The sequence below is a fragment of the Rhodopirellula sp. J20-39 genome (assembly GCF_057365095.1).
The window spans coordinates 5755785-5773648 of record NZ_CP195123.1 but is presented as its reverse complement, the minus strand read 5'-3'; the positions used below and the strand labels follow the sequence as shown (position 1 = coordinate 5773648).

At 55.0% G+C, this 17864-nt stretch carries 14 protein-coding genes and 1 tRNA gene; 12 read left to right on the top strand and 3 right to left on the bottom strand.

Translation table 11 applies throughout. The annotated features are described in order from the left end of the window. Positions 1–73 precede the first annotated feature (73 nt). Positions 74–1111 carry a galactitol-1-phosphate 5-dehydrogenase gene (locus ACR3ZL_RS21025; protein ID WP_473651134.1) on the bottom strand — a complete coding sequence of 346 codons (1038 nt, stop codon included), beginning with the start codon at positions 1109–1111 and terminating at the stop codon, positions 74–76. 667 nt (positions 1112–1778) lie between these two features. Between ACR3ZL_RS21025 and dnaG the strand changes: the two genes are divergently transcribed. The 3 genes from dnaG to ACR3ZL_RS21010 all read left to right on the top strand — a co-directional run bounded on the left by dnaG (position 1779) and on the right by ACR3ZL_RS21010 (position 6714). Beyond that, a complete protein-coding gene (gene dnaG, locus ACR3ZL_RS21020) occupies positions 1779–3983 on the top strand; it encodes a DNA primase (RefSeq protein WP_473651135.1) in 2205 nt (734 codons plus the stop codon). Positions 3984–4160: 177 nt separating this feature from the next. Beyond that, the gene (locus ACR3ZL_RS21015; protein WP_473651136.1) at positions 4161–5924 is read left to right on the top strand and encodes a sigma-70 family RNA polymerase sigma factor; all 1764 of its coding nucleotides are present in this window, start codon (positions 4161–4163) and stop codon (positions 5922–5924) included. Between the two features lie 717 nt (positions 5925–6641). Then, positions 6642–6714, top strand: a tRNA-Gly gene (locus ACR3ZL_RS21010). 250 nt (positions 6715–6964) lie between these two features. Here ACR3ZL_RS21010 and ACR3ZL_RS21005 read toward each other — a convergent pair. Further along, positions 6965–7546: an anthranilate synthase component II gene (locus tag ACR3ZL_RS21005; RefSeq protein WP_473651137.1), complete on the bottom strand. Its 582-nt coding sequence runs from the start codon at positions 7544–7546 to the stop codon at positions 6965–6967. A gap of 332 nt (positions 7547–7878) precedes the next feature. Between ACR3ZL_RS21005 and ACR3ZL_RS21000 the strand changes: the two genes are divergently transcribed. The 7 genes from ACR3ZL_RS21000 (at position 7879) to ACR3ZL_RS20970 (ending at position 12037) form a co-directional block, all read left to right on the top strand. Then, positions 7879–8418, top strand: a complete 540-nt coding sequence (locus ACR3ZL_RS21000) for a DUF2617 family protein (protein WP_473651138.1) — start codon at positions 7879–7881, stop codon at positions 8416–8418. Positions 8419–8431: 13 nt separating this feature from the next. After that, positions 8432–9277 (top strand): HisA/HisF-related TIM barrel protein, encoded by an 846-nt coding sequence (locus ACR3ZL_RS20995; RefSeq protein ID WP_473651139.1) that lies wholly within the window; start codon positions 8432–8434, stop codon positions 9275–9277. Between the two features lie 279 nt (positions 9278–9556). Continuing rightward, positions 9557–9892 (top strand): prepilin-type N-terminal cleavage/methylation domain-containing protein, encoded by a 336-nt coding sequence (locus ACR3ZL_RS20990; protein ID WP_473651140.1) that lies wholly within the window; start codon positions 9557–9559, stop codon positions 9890–9892. A 210-nt stretch (positions 9893–10102) separates the two neighbouring features. Then, a complete protein-coding gene (locus ACR3ZL_RS20985; protein ID WP_473651141.1) occupies positions 10103–10585 on the top strand; it encodes a GspH/FimT family pseudopilin in 483 nt (160 codons plus the stop codon). Then, entirely contained in the window at positions 10582–11031 is a 450-nt protein-coding gene (locus tag ACR3ZL_RS20980) for a hypothetical protein (RefSeq protein WP_473651142.1), read from the top strand. The genes ACR3ZL_RS20985 and ACR3ZL_RS20980 overlap by 4 nt, the downstream gene beginning before the upstream one ends. 23 nt (positions 11032–11054) lie before the next feature. Next, positions 11055–11612, top strand: coding sequence for a type II secretion system protein (locus ACR3ZL_RS20975; protein ID WP_486172938.1), 558 nt, complete (start codon positions 11055–11057; stop codon positions 11610–11612). Continuing rightward, positions 11609–12037, top strand: a complete 429-nt coding sequence (locus tag ACR3ZL_RS20970) for a hypothetical protein (protein WP_473651144.1) — start codon at positions 11609–11611, stop codon at positions 12035–12037. Before ACR3ZL_RS20975 ends, ACR3ZL_RS20970 begins: the two co-directional genes overlap by 4 nt. A gap of 274 nt (positions 12038–12311) precedes the next feature. On the opposite strand, the gene ACR3ZL_RS20965 is transcribed toward ACR3ZL_RS20970, so the two are convergent. Then, positions 12312–15443, bottom strand: coding sequence for a CHAT domain-containing protein (locus ACR3ZL_RS20965; protein WP_486172937.1), 3132 nt, complete (start codon positions 15441–15443; stop codon positions 12312–12314). A gap of 333 nt (positions 15444–15776) precedes the next feature. On the opposite strand from ACR3ZL_RS20965, the gene ACR3ZL_RS20960 reads away from it, so the two are divergent. Both ACR3ZL_RS20960 and ACR3ZL_RS20955 read left to right on the top strand, forming a co-directional pair. Next, on the top strand, positions 15777–16292 hold the full coding sequence (locus ACR3ZL_RS20960; protein ID WP_486172936.1) for a hypothetical protein: 516 nt from the start codon (positions 15777–15779) through the stop codon (positions 16290–16292). Beyond that, positions 16289–17803: a sodium/glutamate symporter gene (locus tag ACR3ZL_RS20955; protein ID WP_473651147.1), complete on the top strand. Its 1515-nt coding sequence runs from the start codon at positions 16289–16291 to the stop codon at positions 17801–17803. The genes ACR3ZL_RS20960 and ACR3ZL_RS20955 overlap by 4 nt, the downstream gene beginning before the upstream one ends. The last annotated feature ends 61 nt before the right edge of the window (positions 17804–17864 follow it).

Sequence of the window (17864 nt, the reverse complement as noted above, 5' to 3'; positions counted from 1 at the left end):
CTGTGATTGCGTGGAACACAGGCTGGAAGCCTATGCCACCATTTCAGTCCGACATTTATTCTTCGCTCGTTGCTTAAGCTCCGGGGCAGATCACGACTTTCATTTGATCGGGGTCGCCGGCGTGGAGTCGATCGAACCAGGCGGGGCCATCGGCCAGTGAAATCTTGGCGGTGATGAGGGGCGCGACGTCGATCACGCCACGATTCATCAAGTCGATGCACTGAGGGTATTCCCCGTTGCAGCCGCAGGTGCCTTGCAAGCGGATTTCGCGGGTCACGATGGATTGCAGTGGTAATTCAATCGTGGGTGATACGTTGCCGATCAGCGTGACTGAGCCGCCTTTGCGAACGGACTCGATAGCGGTCTTGATCGTAGGCGTGGCGCCAACGACTTCAAATGCAACGTCGGCCCCGCGACCGCTGGTCATCGCGGCGATTGCGGCGGGCACATCGGTTTGGTCAGCCCGCAGGGTTTCAGTCGCGCCAAGCGATTTGGCTACGGCAAGTCGTTTGTCATTCAAGTCCACCGCGATGATTTGCGTCGCGCCAGCGGCACGGGCGGCTTGAATCGCGAGCAGGCCAATCATTCCGGCGCCGACGACGACCGCGGTGTCACCCAGTTTGATGGGGGTGACGGCAGCGGCGTGAACGGCGACGCTGACTGCTTCGACCAGCGCAGCGTGTTCGAAGGGCAAACCGTCGGGCAGTTGGTAAACGATTCGGCGAGGAACCGAGATTCGTTGTGCGAACGCTCCGTGCCGACGGTAGTCACCACAAGAAACACCTAGAACCATTCGGTTGTCGCATAGATTTTGATGGCCATCTCGGCAAAAGTGGCAACTGCCGCAGGACACCATCGAATCGAATGTAACGCGGGTTCCCTCAGGCATGTCGGTGACATTGCTTCCGCTGGCAACGACGATACCGGCGGCTTCATGGCCCATCACCAACGGCGGGATTCGCCGGCCGGTGCTGCCGTCGTAACCATGGATATCACTGCCACAGATCCCGCAAGCTTCGACCTGGATCAAAACGTCGTCGGCACCCATTTCGGGCTCGTCGACTTCGGTGAGCTCCATTTTTTTGTATTCGGTCAACAGCAGAGCTTGCATGGTGGTGGGGCTTCGTTGGAGTGGATACGGGCGGGGGTGAGTGGATATCGTAGCGTAGTTTGCTGCCGATTTCGCCATCGTGTCACGCGTCGATTTTTGATCGTGTTATGGCGATGGGACGCTTTGCAAAAGCCAGCGAGTGGCGACATGTCGCCGTCCTAAATCGCCGTTTTCGCTGCGTTTTGTCGCGGAATATCGGGAAAGTTGCCTCGTAAAGAATTTTTGCAAATCGGCGTTCGCGGATCGAGTTTCCCGACGATTGGTATTGACGGGTTTCCCGGATCGCACCAAACTTTCGGCTTGCTTGTATCGAAGCGGACGGCTGGCGACGGGGAAGACCACCCCAGCGGCTGAGACTCTACGCTACAGGGACGTACCGGATCGAAAGTTGCCTCGGCATTACGGATCGAACTGGATAGCAATGGAAGGCTTGGGAAAGACAAGCATGTTCCGGCGATATCGGTTTGGCCCCGCCGGTCACTCAGGATGAGTGATGAAACAGCGCAGTTGCGCATGACGGGTTGACCGATCCAATCACGGCATCCGCTTCGGGATTTTGGCCGACCGAGTTTGACTTTGTCAGTGGACTGATCGCAGTCCGCCAACGAGAACGCTCAGGGTCCGCACAATCTTTCGTGGTGACTGCCAACCGCAATCGCCAACCGGCATGGGTTTTCGTTTGTCATTCCAAACGGATTTCGACATTAAAGAACAGGTGCGCAATGCGTCCGACATCGTAGATGTCATAGGACGTGATCTTGAGTTGCGCCCTCAGGGACGAAACTTCGTCGCCCGTTGCCCATTCCATAACGACAAACGTCCGTCGATGACCGTTAACCAGGATCGGCAATCCTGGAAGTGTTGGGTTTGTGACGTTGGCGGCGACGTATTCAGTTTTGTGATGCAGCGAGAAGGCTTGGACTTTCCGGCTGCGTTACGGTTGCTTGCTGAACGCGCCAACATTGAGATTCCTGACAAACGACAAGGCCCCAAGACTCAGCCTGGTAGCCCCAATGACAAGCCGACTTTGCTAGCGGCGATTCATGATGTGGCACAGGCGTACTATGAACAACTGGATGCTCGCAAGTCCGATGATGCCAAGATGGCTTGGGACTATTTAAACTCACGCGGCATCGATGACGAAAATCGCAAACGGTTCCAAATTGGCTTCGCTCCGGACTCATGGGACTTCGCAGTTAACCTGTTGAAGCAAAAGAATTTTTCCGAGCAGGTGGCGATTGCTTGCGGTGTCGCGAAGCCGCGTAACCAATCAGGAAATCGATCGTCGGACCAGAACGGTTGTTACGATTTCTTTCGTGGTCGGTTGATGTTCCCGATTAACAACACGCAAGGGAAAGTCATCTCGCTGGGTGGTCGTATTATTCCCGCGATTGCCGAACGCACCGTTGCGGCGTCGGGTGGAAAAGCGACAGCAGGCGCGAAGTATTTCAATGGTCCAGAGACACTGCTTTATCGCAAGTCGTCTGAATTGTATGGACTCGACCTGGCCCGCGACGCGATTCGTGGTGCGGGTGAAGTGTTGGTGATGGAAGGTTACACCGATGTCGTGGCGACACGGATGGCGGGGATCGAAAACGCAGTCGCGGTGCTGGGAACAGCGTTAACCGAACAGCACATTAAGATGCTCAACCGGTTTGCTTCACGTGTCGTGTTGGTCCTTGATGGCGACGAAGCTGGCCGGCGGCGAGCTGAAGAGGTGTTGGAGTTGTTCGTCAAGGCGGACGCGGATTTGCGAATCCTGACTTTGCCCGACAATGCTGATCCAGCCGACTTCTTGGCCAGTCATCCGGCATCGGATTTGTTGAGCATGGCGTCGTCCGCGCCGGATGCTATCGACCATAAGCTTTCGCGGTTGACCGACGGCGTCGACATCACTCGTGATACTCACCGCGTGACCAGTGCGATCGAAACCCTATTGGGTTTGTTTGTGAAGGTGCCCCAGAATGATGATCGGGCATCGTTAAAGGTTGACCAGCTATTGATGCGGGTGAGCCGCACATTTGAGTTGCCGTTGGAAAGCCTGTCGCGCCGCTTAGAAGCTCTTCGCGAAGTCCATCGCGAGCGTGAAGCCAAGCAAGAACGCTATCGACAAAATGCTAGCAAAGCTGCTGCGAAATCATCGTCACTCAATGAGTCGGCAGCGTCGTTCAGATCGGCTGATCGGAATCAATCCACTGCACCGAATCAATCCAACGCGTCAGGCCAGTCTTCTGCACAAGACTATTCCGGTGCACCGGTAGAGTTTGGTGGTGGTGATCCGTTCGCGGATGCCGCATTCGAAGATGCGTCGATGGGCGGCATGGACGATCCATCAATGATGGGAGGTTTTTCAGGCGGATATGATTCAGGCGATAGCGGCTTTCGACCAAGTGTCCAGTCCCGACGCCAGTCCGACTCGCATTCATCCGAAGTCGCGTTGACGGGTGTTGACCGAGAACTTTTTGAAACACTGATCGCCAGCCCGGAAGTGGCAGCGATGGCAGTGGAGGCGATTGACCCTGATTGGCTCGAGTCCGTTACTGCAAAAATGTTGTTGTCGGCGTATCAAGAACTCGACCTTGCGGGTCGGGATTTGGACGCAGCATCGCTGTTAACGTTGATTGAAAACGACTTCTTAAAGAACCAAGTCATCACGCTTCAGACGCGAGTTGAAAGCCTTGGTGATCGTATGATCGATCAACCTGAAGATCGTTATTTAACGATCTTGACACGCTTTCGAGAACGTGAATTCGAGCTCGAAAAATCACGCCAAATCAAAAAGTTGGAATCTGCATCCTTGCCCGAAGATGAGGAACTCGCGATGCTCCAGCAACTGATTGCGGCCGAGCGATTGCGGCACAGTCCGCGATAACCGTTCGGCAACCATAACCACTCAACTAACCGTTTAGATTCTTCCTCCCAACTCACACGAACTGAAGAAAGGCTCAACCTCCCAACGTCCCGTTTTGTGTTCCCGCAAACACGATACTCGCCGACCCGTTTACCGTCCCATGAAGGGACGTGACCCTTTTAACACGAAGTTAGAACCATGCAATTGATGGACCAAGATCTCTCGCAACTCATCGCCCGCGGTGCCAAGGACGGCTACCTGACCTACGATGAAGTCAACGCCTATCTGCCTGACGAAGACGTCAACCCAGAAAAGTTGAACACGCTGCTTTTGGCCCTTGAACGACGCGGCATCGCGTTGATTGAGTCGACCGAAAAACAAGCACGCGTCCAAGAGATTCAAAAGCGTCGAACACCTCAGCCGAATGTGGCGGGACTTCGCAGTGAAAGCGAACTTTCGGGCGAAGGCTCCACCGGCGATGCCGATTTTGCAGCGGACGATGATGACAGCCCAGCGTCGATGGGATTGTCGGGTATCGAAGATTCCAGCGGCCCCATCTTGGGAACCGCAGCCGATCTTCCCAAGGCGAGTGAAGATCCAATCCGGATGTACTTGAGCCAAATGGCCGAGATCCCGTTGCTGACTCGTGAGCAAGAGATTTCGCTGGCGAAGAAGATCGAGATCACTCGTAAGCAGTACCGCCGTGCGTTGCTGGAAACTGATTACGCGATGCGTGCGACGGTTGATGTGTTGAAGAAGGTCCACAGCGGCGAACTTCCATTCGACCGCACCATCAAGGTCTCGTTGACCGAGCGATTGACCAAAGAACAAATTTCGCAGCGGATGCCGCACAACCTGCGAACGCTCGAGCCGATGTTAGAGCTGAATCAAGCTGACTTTGAAATCTTAGTTCGCAAGAGCGTGTCGCCTCGTCTGAAAGCGGAAATCCGCAAGCGGTTCCTGCGTCGCCGTCGCAAATGCCTTGAGTTGGTCGAAGAGCTAAGCCTGCGTAGTCGCCGCGTGACACCGCTGTTGCACCAACTTGAAAAAATCTCTGAGCGAATGAATTTCATTCGTGATCGTTTGAGCACTCTCGGACGCGATGCGATCAGCCGCGACGAAGCAGCCGACCTTCGTCAAGAACTTCGCGAGTTGATGCTGGTGACTCAAGAAAGCCCGCGTAGCCTCCACAACCGTATGGCACGCACACGAAAATTCTTTGATCAGTACGAGTCGACCAAGCGGGAGCTCAGTGCCGGTAACCTTCGTTTGGTTGTGTCGATCGCCAAGAAGTACCGTAACCGCGGTCTGTCGTTCTTGGACTTGATTCAAGAGGGCAACACCGGACTGATGCGTGCGGTGGATAAGTACGAATATCGTCGCGGATTTAAGTTCAGCACCTACGCGACTTGGTGGATTCGCCAAGCGATCACTCGTGCGATCGCCGACCAGGCTCGTACGATTCGGATTCCTGTGCACATGATCGACGTGTTGAGCAAGTTGCGTCAGGCTCAAAAGCGTCTAACCCAAACGCTTCGCCGCGAACCGACTTACGAAGAAATCGCCGAAGCGACCGAAATTGCGATCGAAGAAGTCCGTCGCGTCATGGACGTTGGCCGCCATCCGGTCAGCTTGGATCGCCCGGTTGGGGAGGGGGAAGACAGTAGCTTTGGCGAGTTCATCCAGGACAACGAAAACGACAATCCAGTGCGAGTCGCCGCCAGCGGCATGCTTCGTGGAAAAATTGACGAATTGCTGAAGACACTGACGTTCCGTGAGCGTGAAATCATTCGTTTGCGTTACGGCTTGGTCGACGGATACAGCTACACTCTCGAAGAATGTGGCAGAATCTTTAAAGTTACGCGTGAACGGGTTCGTCAAATCGAAGCCAAGGCCGTTGCAAAGCTGCAAAGTCCTTCGCGAGCGGACCGCTTATCGTCGTACTTGAAGCCTGCTGCTTAGGTGGATCGCGATCCAGTACATCAAACAGCTTGAGACTGTGGCCCCCGAGATATCCGGAAAGCTGGAAATCCCAGCGAAGAGCGGGCGGTGTGCCGGATCGATGGTTTATCTTGCGAATGGGAATACGACGCCTCGCCTGAACCGGTGGAGGTGCTCGAATAATGGTCGTGGCGCGACGAGGTGTTCGGCGCTACGGATTGAGCCCTAGAGATCAGGGCATGGGATTTCGCGGTCAATGCAACTTGATTCGGCGAAATCGAGAATCGCGATTTCAGAAATGAATCGCGAATTTAAGAATGCAGTTTAAAAAAACGGCGGGTACGACATGCCCATACGTCGCCCCGCCGTTTCTTTATCAACTGCGAGAAGTTTTCGATTCGATGGATCTGCCGCAATCCCACACCGCGACATTTCTCGAAACGACCACTTCAGTTTACGGCGTCGGGTCCTCCACTTGGTTGACCACGCCGGCTATTCGAAAGTGTTCGGCATAATCAGACCACCTGGTATATCCGAACTGGGATAGAAACCCTGTTTCGTTGCTGATGGGGGTTAAACCTTACCGGTTAGAGGGTGCAGACCGGTCATTCGGGCTCCTTCCGGAGCAACAAATCAAGGTTTGAAAAAAAGTTGCGTAGGCGGTCTTGTCACTGCCGACTTCGAACTTATACTCTGTGCTCACTCGACGGGAACAACGCTTCCCTCGAGGCCTGCCAAGCGGCTGTAGCTCAGTTGGCAGAGCATCACGTTGCCAACGTGATTGTCGTCGGTTCGAATCCGATCAGCCGCTCTTGAAAAAAGCCACATTCGATCAATCGAATGTGGCTTTTTTTGTGTCTTCGCTGAAGTGACACGCATGAACGGACGGGGGAGGTTGGCGGCGAGCTTCGCAGACGTTCCACTGCTCAAAAAAATTAGGGGCCGGCGCCCGCCAGCGAAAAAAATTCTGGCGATAAGGCCCGGCTGGGTCTCCCGTCGATCACAGTGCTGGATTAAGGCGTGGATGCTAGTCGGACCCAAATGCTAGACCGACCTGAATGCTAGCTCCAGTTCAAGAACCGGGTCAGCAATTCGATTCCCGGTTGGGTCAGGAAACTTTCAGGGTGAAACTGCCATCCTTCCATCAGAAATTCACGGTGGCGGACACCCATGATTTGACGTGTGCCGCCGGTATCGGTCCAAGCGGTCACGGCAAGTTCGGCGGGCAGCGTGGGTGGATCGATTACCAATGAGTGATAGCGTGTTGCCACAAACGGACTGTTCAGTCCAGTAAACAATCCCGTGTTGTCGTGATGGATCTCGTCGGTTTTCCCGTGCATCAATTGGGGAGCGCGGACGATGGTCCCGCCGTACGCCTGTCCAATGGATTGATGGCCGAGGCAAACACCTAAGATCGGAATCTTTCCGGCGAAGTGTTTGACGCACTCGACGCTGACCCCGGCCTCGTTCGGTGTGCAGGGTCCGGGCGAAATTAGCAGGCGATTTGGTTCAAGATCGCGGATTTCGTCCAGTGAAAAATCATCATTGCGAATGACCTTTAAGTCGACGTTCGGATCGATTTCACCCAACCGCTGGACGAGGTTGTACGTGAATGAGTCGTAGTTATCGATGACCACCAGCATGGGAAAACGCAATCGAGAAAGGAGGGAGTGTCAAGTCAAATTTTGCGGGGAAGGTAAGAAAGGATATTCTTCGTCGATCATCCCGTAAACGCTCTTTAGTCTCAGACATTAGCAAGCGTATAATCAAAGAGCCGAACAGCCACTAAACCTTTCGCGTGGTTTCGCTCACTCGGCATCGAGAGTTGAAACCCAACGATCATCAAAGATACCGGCGTTGGCTGTTCGGTGGTATCGCGGATGCTTCGCCTCGACACTTCGGATTCGGACTAACACAGATCGAATTTTGATGACGCGACGACATTCGATTCCTTCCACCTATTGGATTCATCGACGTGATTTCGGTTCGCCCAAAAGTCGCTGAACTTGCTTTTCATCTTTTTAGTCGACCTATCCACCCCGAATTGATCGTGGTGCAGCAGTCGCGAAAGATCGAGCGGGGTCAGTACAGCGCAAAAGTAGACATCACCAATTGTGGGCACGTGGTGACCTTCAATGCCGGCAAGGCGACCTTGTGTGAAGTCGCGACCAGTGCGAGCCAGCCCTTACCGGCTAGGCGCTGCTTGATCCATCAATCGCTCAAGGGTAGCCGCACGGAAGAAGCGACTTGTCAGGGCGGATTGGAGTACCGCACTCATTTCCAACTCGAAACAGTCGGCGCGGAAATGTTCTGGATGGTCGGTCAGCAACTCGGAAAAGGCCCGACCGAAGGTCTGTTGCATCGATTCGATGCAAGTGTTCGCATGGCGTTGGGCGCGATTAGCTACGTGAACATTGAAACCCGCCATCGTTCGATGTTGGTTCAAGCGATTCACACGTTCCCCGACGATTATGCGATCGTCAAAGTGGAATCCATTTTCACATTGCCTAAGTAGGCTGCCGGTCACGATGCCTTGGGACGCCGTCGCGGCAAGTTTGGTCGGCGTCATCGATTTGCAGCAAGGCACGGCGGTCCATGCGATCGCAGGCCATCGCAATCAGTACCGTCCGGTTGCGTTGGCGCATCTGCCAATACCAAGGTCCCCGGCACAGCCGTATCGTCCAAGTGGCATGCATGATTCTTTGCAGAACGGGAACGCGGCTGATTTAGCAGAGCACTATCGTCGGCTTGGAGTTCGTCAATTTTATGTGGCCGACTTGGATGCCTTGGAAGGCGGTCAAGCACAATGTGAGTCACTTTCAAGTCTCTTGAAACAGGCCAGGCCCGGCGAACGCTGGATTTTGGATCTTGGCTTGAACGCAAAAGTCGCACGTACCCAACTTGAATGGATGCGAACTTGGCAGCGCCGATCGAATAGCGTTGCTAGTGAAATAGAGAACGCTGCACAGTCAGTACAGGTGCAATGGGTCGTTGCGAGCGAAACAGCAGTCGAATCACAGACGCCCTCGATTTGGGCTCGAAACCTGGGGGGCGAGTCGCTGGTTTTGGGTGTTGATTTTCGGGACGGTGTCTTTGTAGGGCCAGTAGACCGGGATAGCTCGGCTCGCGACGGATTCCATGCTTGGTTGGACGCAGGGCAGCTTGCCGGAATAGAAGCGGCTTTGATTCTGGATGTGGGCACCGTGGGCACAGGGGCAGGTCCAGGTACAGTCGCAATGTGCCAGTACATCGGTAGACGCCATCCCGATTGGCATTTGATATCGGGCGGTGGATGTCGTGATGCCGGCGATGTTGCGGCGCTGCTTGAGGCCGGTTGTAGCGATTGTATGGTGGCGACGGCACTGTTGCGTTAGTCGATCCTGACCGCGAGCGAACTTCAGGAAACGACACTCTTTGGTAACAAATGGGCCTTATTACTGTGTTTAAGGCTAAGGCTTGATGCGCCGTTTCTTGGATCGGGAAGGGTAAGGGGCGCCATTCGTACACGAATTTGTCGACCTCCTCGAAATTCCTGACCTAGTGTTTATGTAGTCCGGTAGCCGAAGTCGGTTGCCATTGCTTTTAAGCCACTTGGGTTAGAAGCAAGGTTCCATTGCCTGCACGTTACACACCTCTGAGCAGAAACTTTTACTATGAAACGTAATCAAACCAAAAAGAAGGGCTTCTCACTTCTCGAAGTGATCGCCGCAGTTGTCATCCTTGCCGTTGTTGCCGCTGCTACGGTTGCTACCGTTGCTCCAATGCGTGCCAAGAGTGAAGAAAAGCTAGCCATCCAGGACGTCGCTTCGTTGAACGCGATGGCACAAACCTACTATCTCGAAAAGGGTTCCTACCCGCCAAACGTGGCTTACTTGGTACGTGAAGGCTACATCGCCAACACCACCGATGCAGAAAAGGTGCGTTACGCGAAGCTTCGTTCGTACCCATACAACCGGGCTGAGGGTCGCTTCAGCGAAGTAAGCAACTAGTAATCCGCTAGTTGGAATACTGATATAGCCGCATCCGTTAATCGGACGTGGTTCTTGTGCACCGGTGGTTTTCGAATCACCGGTTTTTTTACAAATCATTGTACGGGTCATCGGATTAATTTCGTGACAATTATTGAGTCCTCATTTGCAGCGTGTTCTACATGCCGTCTTAGGCGAAAGCGACGTGGTACGTCGTTATTGGAAGTGTTCATGGTTTTGATGATCTTGACCGGTTCACTGACGCTGATGGGTGTGACGGGAGTGTTTGAATCTCGCACGGGTGTGCAGCAGGATGCACGCGAGGTGCTTAGCTGCCTTCGTTTAGCCCGTGAAACTGCGGTGTTGAGTCAGTGCAATGTTTCAATACGGGTAGCGAAGTTGAGCGATCCCGATACTGGCGATACTCGGCTCGGTTTGGACCTTCAGGTTGAAGCCAACGCGTATAGCCCGGAGGCGGATGCTGCGGGAGTCGGTTATTTCGGAAAGCAGTCCACCACCGGAAGGCAATCCATGCACGCTCCTATTTTCTTCGCTCCGTCCACTTCAGTCGATTTCAATATTGATGAAGTGATCTTCAAACCCACCGGTCAAGCGTCCCAGGATGCTAAGTGGCGGATCAGCAACGGAAACGAATCCATCACAGTAGGCGTTGAAGCCTTGACGGGAAACATCATTGGCAAAGGCACCCTATGAACCAGCCACAATTATCTCGCAGCTTTAAGAAGCATGCCGGTGCAAAACGCATCGGTGCGTCGCTAATCGATGTTGCCGCTGGCGCTGCGGTATTGTCGTTGTTGTTGATCCCCGCGATGCAGTTGATGGGGCATTCCGCACAGCGAGTTTCGACGTTGGCGGTCCAGGATGCACTGCTTTTCGAAGGCGAACGAGCGATCGAAACAAGATTGATTCAGTTGAGCGATGTCAGTGCGTTCGATCGTGCGGTGACGTCAGTTGATAGTGCGGTTAAGGACAATCCTTCAAAACAATTTCGCACGCGTATGACGTTGGCAAAGGATCCGCAGATCGCGGATTTAATGACCATTGAGTGTGTCGCGTATCAAGACAGCAATGGGAACGGCAAGCTTGATGTCGACGAAATCCACCAAACCCTAACGACCCAATGGTGTCGCCCAAGATGATCCGCACCACTTCTCTTTCAAGTATGAATGTTCGCCGTCGTAGCTTTCGGCACGGCGTTAGTTTGCGGCATGGCATTAGTTTGCTCGAAACGGTGGCTTGCGTTGCCATCGTCGCTACGATGTCGACCGCTATTGTTGGTGTGATGCAAAACTCGGCTCGCGTCGCTTCGGCGTCGCGTAGCACGCTTGGTGCGCCAGCACAGGCTCGGCAATCATTGCGCCAAATATCCGATCAATTTCGCCAATGGGATCAAGCGAGCGGAATCCAATTGATCAGTGGGCAAACCATTGTGTCGGGAACACAGAAATACCGCTATTCGAAAAAGGCCTCCTCGACCACTAAAGGCGGTTTCGATTTGATCTTGGAAGATGGTAGCGGCAACACCACGGTTTGCGTCCAAGGAACCCTAGTCGATTTCTCGATCAAGCCGATTCCCAGTAGCGCTGTTCCGCTTGGAATAGAGATGCGATTGCGTCTCAAGCTGAACGATGACTTAGCGGAACAATTGCGGCCGGACGAATTGCAAGCTGATGTGCGAACCCAAGTTTGCTTCCCAACCCAATTGCGAGTCAAACCATGAAAACCTTAACTATGAAACGCACATCGAACCGACGAAATGGTTCTGCCATCATTCTTTCGATCATGGCGATCGCTGTGATCTCGCTGGCCAGCCTTGCCGTCGTACGATCTCATAAGCGGATGAACTATAAGCAGTCCGCGATACAAGCTCGCACGGAAGGGCGGTTGATTGCCGATGGTTTAGTCCATCGCGAAATCGCCTATTGGCGATCGGTGACGGATGTCAAGACGAGTCTACTTGCCAATGCAACCAGCCCGCCTGACAAAACGCTGAAGGATTCAGTGCGGTTCAGCAAAGCTACTATCGCAAAGCGAGTAGTCGATCCGACTCGTCTAACGCTCGATCTTGCCGTCGTGTTGCATGATAAAGCGACAGTGCCGGCAAGCGAACGATCCAGTGTGGATATCGCTCCGCTGCTTCCCTAACCCGTTCGCAAGATTGAATCTTCGAGTAGTGAACGAGGTTGCAAGTCCATCGAGCTTAAGCAGAGTGGATGGACTCGTTGCCTTATCCAGTTAGGTTAGATCCTGGGTAATTGCAGTTGCTTAATCGGTAGTGGACGAGGATTACGAATCCGTTAAGCATGAGTTGCGGGGACGGACTCGTAACCTCGTCCATTACGGATAGACCCTGGTCGCGAACGAAGGCTAGGATTTTGCTTGGCGAATCGAATAGCGGGCATGCTTCTGTGCTTGGTACCTACTTCTTGGTCATCGGCGGCGGAAGTTCCATGGAGCTTGTGTTGAAGTACGTTGCCCAGAACAGCGGTTGATCGCCGGTCAGGTCGGTCACTTCCTCGTCTGCTTTACCAAGCAGTGGTTCTCGCGATGCAGCAAGGTCGCTGGATCGCAGCATCATCACACCTCGCCGAGAGGCTTCCGCTAACGACGTGTGTGGTAGTTCGGCTACGACCTCGGTTAGCATCGTGGCCGCCGATTGTCCGCCCGTAGGCCAGCGGCTGAACATGACTTCTTTGACGCCGGATGCGTGCAGGGCAGCCGCCGGAATGAATAGCTCCGAACCGTCACCGATCTTCGCCGACGAGGCGGCGGTGCGTAGTCCTGCCAGGACAACCGATTGAGGACCACCAGCGGGTAGCCGAACCCAATCCATGAGGCGGTTCCCATCCGTACCTCCACCGGAGCGTGCACCTGAACTTTCGCCCGGTATTAACTGACTTGACATCAGGTCGGCGGGTTTGGGGGTAACTGGTGCGGCCACGACGAGGTGTCCGATTTCCAATCCAAGCAATTCGGTAGGCGGGACTTGTGCAGGCGACATCAACACCGCGTCTTCGGTGGCGACCATGACCTCATCAACCATCGATTGATTTAACGCCGCGTCGCGAACGGCAAAGAAACTACTGGCGACCATGGCGATTCGGTCAGCGGTGGTGGATGCCGCGACGCTACGAAGAGCGAAGCCTGGCGTTGGTGCTAATTGGATGTCCAGGCCATCAGCCCATAGTGGCGCGTCCTTGTCATCGACTTGGGGCTGGTCATCACGTGGATTCGATTTGGTGCCCACGGCGGGAAGCAGATCAAAAGGCAGGTACCACAACGGTCCGTCGGGAACGATGATGATTTTCGCCAAGCCTTTTTCGGTCCAGCCGGAGCTTTCAGGTAGCAAGTACGAACGCAGCTTTAAAGCATCGGCTCGCCAGGCTTCTTGGTTTTCGGGAAGACGTTTCCCGCGATTGCGGTTGGCACCAATGTCTTGCAAAAGCCTTCCAATCATTGCGGGCAACCGCGTGGCCGCTGGCACGACCCAGGTGCGGGTGGTTCCGTCGCGGGTGCAGGTAGCATGAATCTTCCCGTTGTCGATGGCGAAAGTCAGTAGTGCCACTCCGTCGGGGATCAGTGCGACATCGGTAGCGGCGACTGCGGGAGGATTGATATCCGGAACCGCCATGCGGCTGAGTGCCAGTTCACTGATCACGGCTTCCATGACTAAGGATTCCGGTTGTGACCGGAGCGTAATATTGGGTTTGGCTTTCGCGGCTGCCCCTCCATCGGCCAGCGGGGGCGCGGCCGGAGCTAGCAATGATTGTTGTGTTTGATTACGAAGACGGCTAAGTAGTTCAGGCGGGTCGGCAAGGATTAGACGGGCGGGCTCCCAGAGCGTGTTCGCTGGTGAGGTTGCCAAGGTTCGTAACTGCAGCAAGCGACCTTGCAGCGGCAATTGTCGCGTGAATTGCTTAGCCAACACGCGGTCGGTTTGACGCAAAACTTCCTCGCCATTGTTTTCCATTGCCGCGATATTCAACAACGCTCGGTGCAGTGGCGAATCGTCGAAATAGACCGCTGCCATCGCGTCTAGTGGATCCAAACGCCAGAGCGAAATACCGACATCACCCGCATAACCCTCCAGCACTCGCTTGATCGACTGGTTGCCGACGTTGCCGCCCAGGCTGCCTAGGACTCGTTCGGCTTGATACAAAAACGGCATTGAAACGACCGGGCGTTTTCGATCGCGTTGGTTTAGGATGAAGTCGGACATGGACTTGAGCGCTTCGGGCATTGCACCGGAGCTACCTACGCCGATCGGTTGACCTTTTTGGGCGGCAAGTCGGGCCGCAACGTAGGCGCCGTAGGCTTGCAAGCGGGGCCACCGAACATCGCGCCGCGACGCCAGTGAAACCGCAGCCTGAAGATGCTCGTTGGCGGCGTCGATGCGGTTTGCGGAAATTGCCGCATCCGCCGCTACCAGGTAGTTGTGCAGCGAAGCCAGTCGGGATTCGCGAACCAGGGTGCGGGCTGCCAGTGCGGCGGATTGCTCGACCCGCGGCAACTGGGCTGGGGCAGCCACACCGGCGGCGACTTGCAATGCTTCACCGATGAATTCGTATTGTTCCAATGCGGCTGCTGAGTTTGCAATTTGTTGAGCGGTGGAGACCAAAGATTGACGGCTTTCGGCACTCAGGTTCCCGGCATCGTCGCCCCCTGCACCTGCCTTTAGGCCGCATAGCAGCAGGATCGGCGTTATGGGGTGCACGCTGCCATCCAGCACGGCATATTTCGCTGTTCGGTCAAATACCGTCTTGTCTTCAAGAATCGAGAAGTATTCGCTTCCGCGCATGGCGTGGATGAGGCTGCGGCCGAGCGGATGGTTCATCCCAGCGGGTTGCTTGGTTGCCTCAACAACCTCGCGGGCGAGGGCATCGTCACCCGATAGCGGTCCCAACAATACGCGTCGTCGGTGCGACATCACGGCGAGGCAACGCATGACTTCGATCGCGTCGACACTTTTGATCGTCGGGGTTTCGATCACGCCGCCAGCGGCTAGGCTTTGTTCGGTTAACGCTTGGCCCGATTGAAATGGCATCTTGCTGGGAAGCGGCATGCGGCGAACCGCGGCGACTTCCGGCCATAAGTTGCTTTTGGGCGAACTGACGGTCCCACCACGCGATAAAACTGAAAAGTCGAGTTGACCGAGCCAGCCGCGATTCCGGACTGCAATGCGGGCGGCTTCATCCAAATGCACTCGGCAGGCCGGTAGATGACCCAAATGCCAATAGCATTCAGCCAGCATCACGCGGCCAGGAATCGCGTCAATCCACTTGCCGTTGACGTCGGTTCGGGTGGACCGCAACGCCATCTCGAAACCGCGGACGGCGTTCTCCAGATCACCGTCCCGGTAAACTTTCAGGGCGTCATAATAGGTTTGCGAAGGGTACTGGCCGCCTGGTTCTGGAAGCCCGAAACCGCCGCCGGGAACCTGTGCTTTCGCTGGTCCTGCGTTTCCCAATAGAAACGCCGCAATGAACGCGATAAACGCCAAAATCCCTGGGGAGGGTTGCGTCCGATAGCGACGTTGGGTGAACATAATCATCGGATAAGCCAGTAGCTTGTAGAGACGAAAAGACGGCATGAGGCACGGAGTGCGATTTCGGGGCTGAATACTCAGTCTAACCGTGACACCGCCGGGTTTCGAATGTTCACGCCTATCCCGATGATGTCCAACGCGGGTTCACGTCCGCTTTGGGTGGGTGTAGGGGTTATGATGCTACAGCGGCCAACTTGATTCCCAAATGCGTGCACCGTGCTGGCAAACTTGGTTGGGGCGGTAGATCCTGTTGGTTTACCTTGGTAATCCGTGGGCAGCGACTTTTGCTAGCCTTTGCTTTGTCATTCACTTTTCTTCATTCGTTATTTCGACGCGAATATGCCTGTCATCCAATGCCCCGTCTGTAAGCGTTCGCTGAACCTAAAACAAATGCCGACCGCCCCGCGGATTAAATGCCCGGGGTGTTCCAATCCTATCACCATTTCGGAAGCGGCTGTGCAATCCAAGCCGGCTCAGCCGAGTGGGCGCGGACCGCTGACGCCGGAAGACGAGGGGTTCAATTTTGGACAAATTCAGTTTCCTGCTGCGGGGCCGGTCGCTGTTTCCACGTTTCAAACCGGGAATCAGCCGTTGAATGTCTACCAAGGTCCTATCCCTGGCGACCCGTTAGGCGATCAAGTGGGCGGCGAGGAAGAGGAGATTGTCACGGAAGGAAAAGCTGGCGGTGCATCGAAGGGAAAAGGCAAGCTCAGTCGGACAGCACTCGTTGCCATCCTAGGTGGAACGGCAACTTTGTTAGTGGTGGCCATTGTGGTGGGGACCCTGATCGCAGGCGGCGGTGCTGTGGATCCTGCGGCAAGCGGTAGCGGAGGCGGGGAGCAGGTCTCAGAGTGATTGCCGCCATCACAGTCGCGTCTGTATTGTTGCTTGCTGGGTTGGTTGTTCGCCAGTCGATGACCTGGTTCGCATCGGCTCGGATTCCAGTTTCGCTGATTGCGGGAGCCATCGGTTTAGTCCTTTGGCAACTATGTCAGTTCGCTTTCCCCGATCATGGATGGGTCGAGGCTTTTCAGGCAGGCCCCGTGGCGGCGTTGCGGCAATGGCCGGGTTGGTTGATCGCTGTGGTGTTCGCCGGGATGTTGTTGGCGAAGACCAACGGCGGACAATCAACAGCTCATTCGAAAGAGAAAGACGCAAGTGGCTTCAGCCCGGTCGCCCGCGAGGGGGTGATGGTTTGGATTATTGTCGTCGGCCAAACCACGGTCGGCTTGTGGGTGACATGGTTGTTCATTCAGCCTTGGTTTGAACTGCCCAATTCAACGGCTATGTTGATTGAAACCGGGTTCGCCGGCGGACATGGTACCGCCGCTGCAATGGGGACGGTTTTGGAGAGCAGTTCGATTGGGCTTACCGAAGGTCTGGACCTGGGTATCCTCATGGCGACGGCGGGTTTGGTATATGGACTTATTGCGGGGATGGTCTGCATCCACATCGGTATTCGGGCGGGTTGGACTAGTCAGACCAGTTGGGAAAGTCGGGCGGGTTTAAGTGCGAGCACGCAGGTCACCGGTCAACCAAGCCATGAACTGGAAACCTCTCAGCCAGCAACCACATCGATGGGGCAGGCTCGTGTTAACGGAGACGCGATCGATCCGCTGTTGTTACAGGTTGTCTGGCTCGCTTTGGCTTTCGCGATCGGCGTTGGCTTGCAATCCGCAGTGGGAGGTGCAGCCAGTTTGATGGAAACTTGGGGCCCGTTTGCGTCCGAGGCTGTTTCAAACGACGCTAGTGAGGACGTTCTGCGTGGGCGGATGAGCCTGTCTAGTATCGTTGGTTCGTTTCCGCTGTTCATCTACACGTTGTTCGGTGGTGCGATCGTTCGCGGGTTGGTTGTTCGTATCGCGGGCGCACACTGGATTGATTCTGATTCCATTGCTCGATTGTCTGGCACGAGCATGGACCTGTTGGTTGTTGCTGCGGTAGCGACATTGAATCTACAGGCGGTCGCCTCGTTGTGGTTGCCGTTGTTAATCTTGTTGACCGCGGGTGTGGTCTGGTCCACGTTTTGTTTATTGGTGTTGGCTCGCCGGATCTTGCCCCGTGGTCATTGGTTCGAGCTGGGGCTGATCAATTTTGGGATGTCGACGGGAACGACCGCGACCGGGTTTGTCTTGTTAAGGGTGATCGATCCCGATTTGCGAACCAAGGCGGCGGAGCACTATGCATTGGCGGCGCCGCTATCGGCGCCGTTTATTGGTGGTGGCATGCTGACGGTGGGCTTGCCATTGTTGTTGCTTGAGCGAGTCCCTATTGCGGCCTCAACGATTGGTTTTACTGGGGTTCTGATCGTTCTGGTCGGGCTAGCGATCCGGTGGAAAAACCGCGTGGATGCGGAAGCGGCGTAGGTCAGCAACGGCGACATCAGTAGTGACGTTGTTATCTAGTGACTGCGCCGAAAAATCTGCT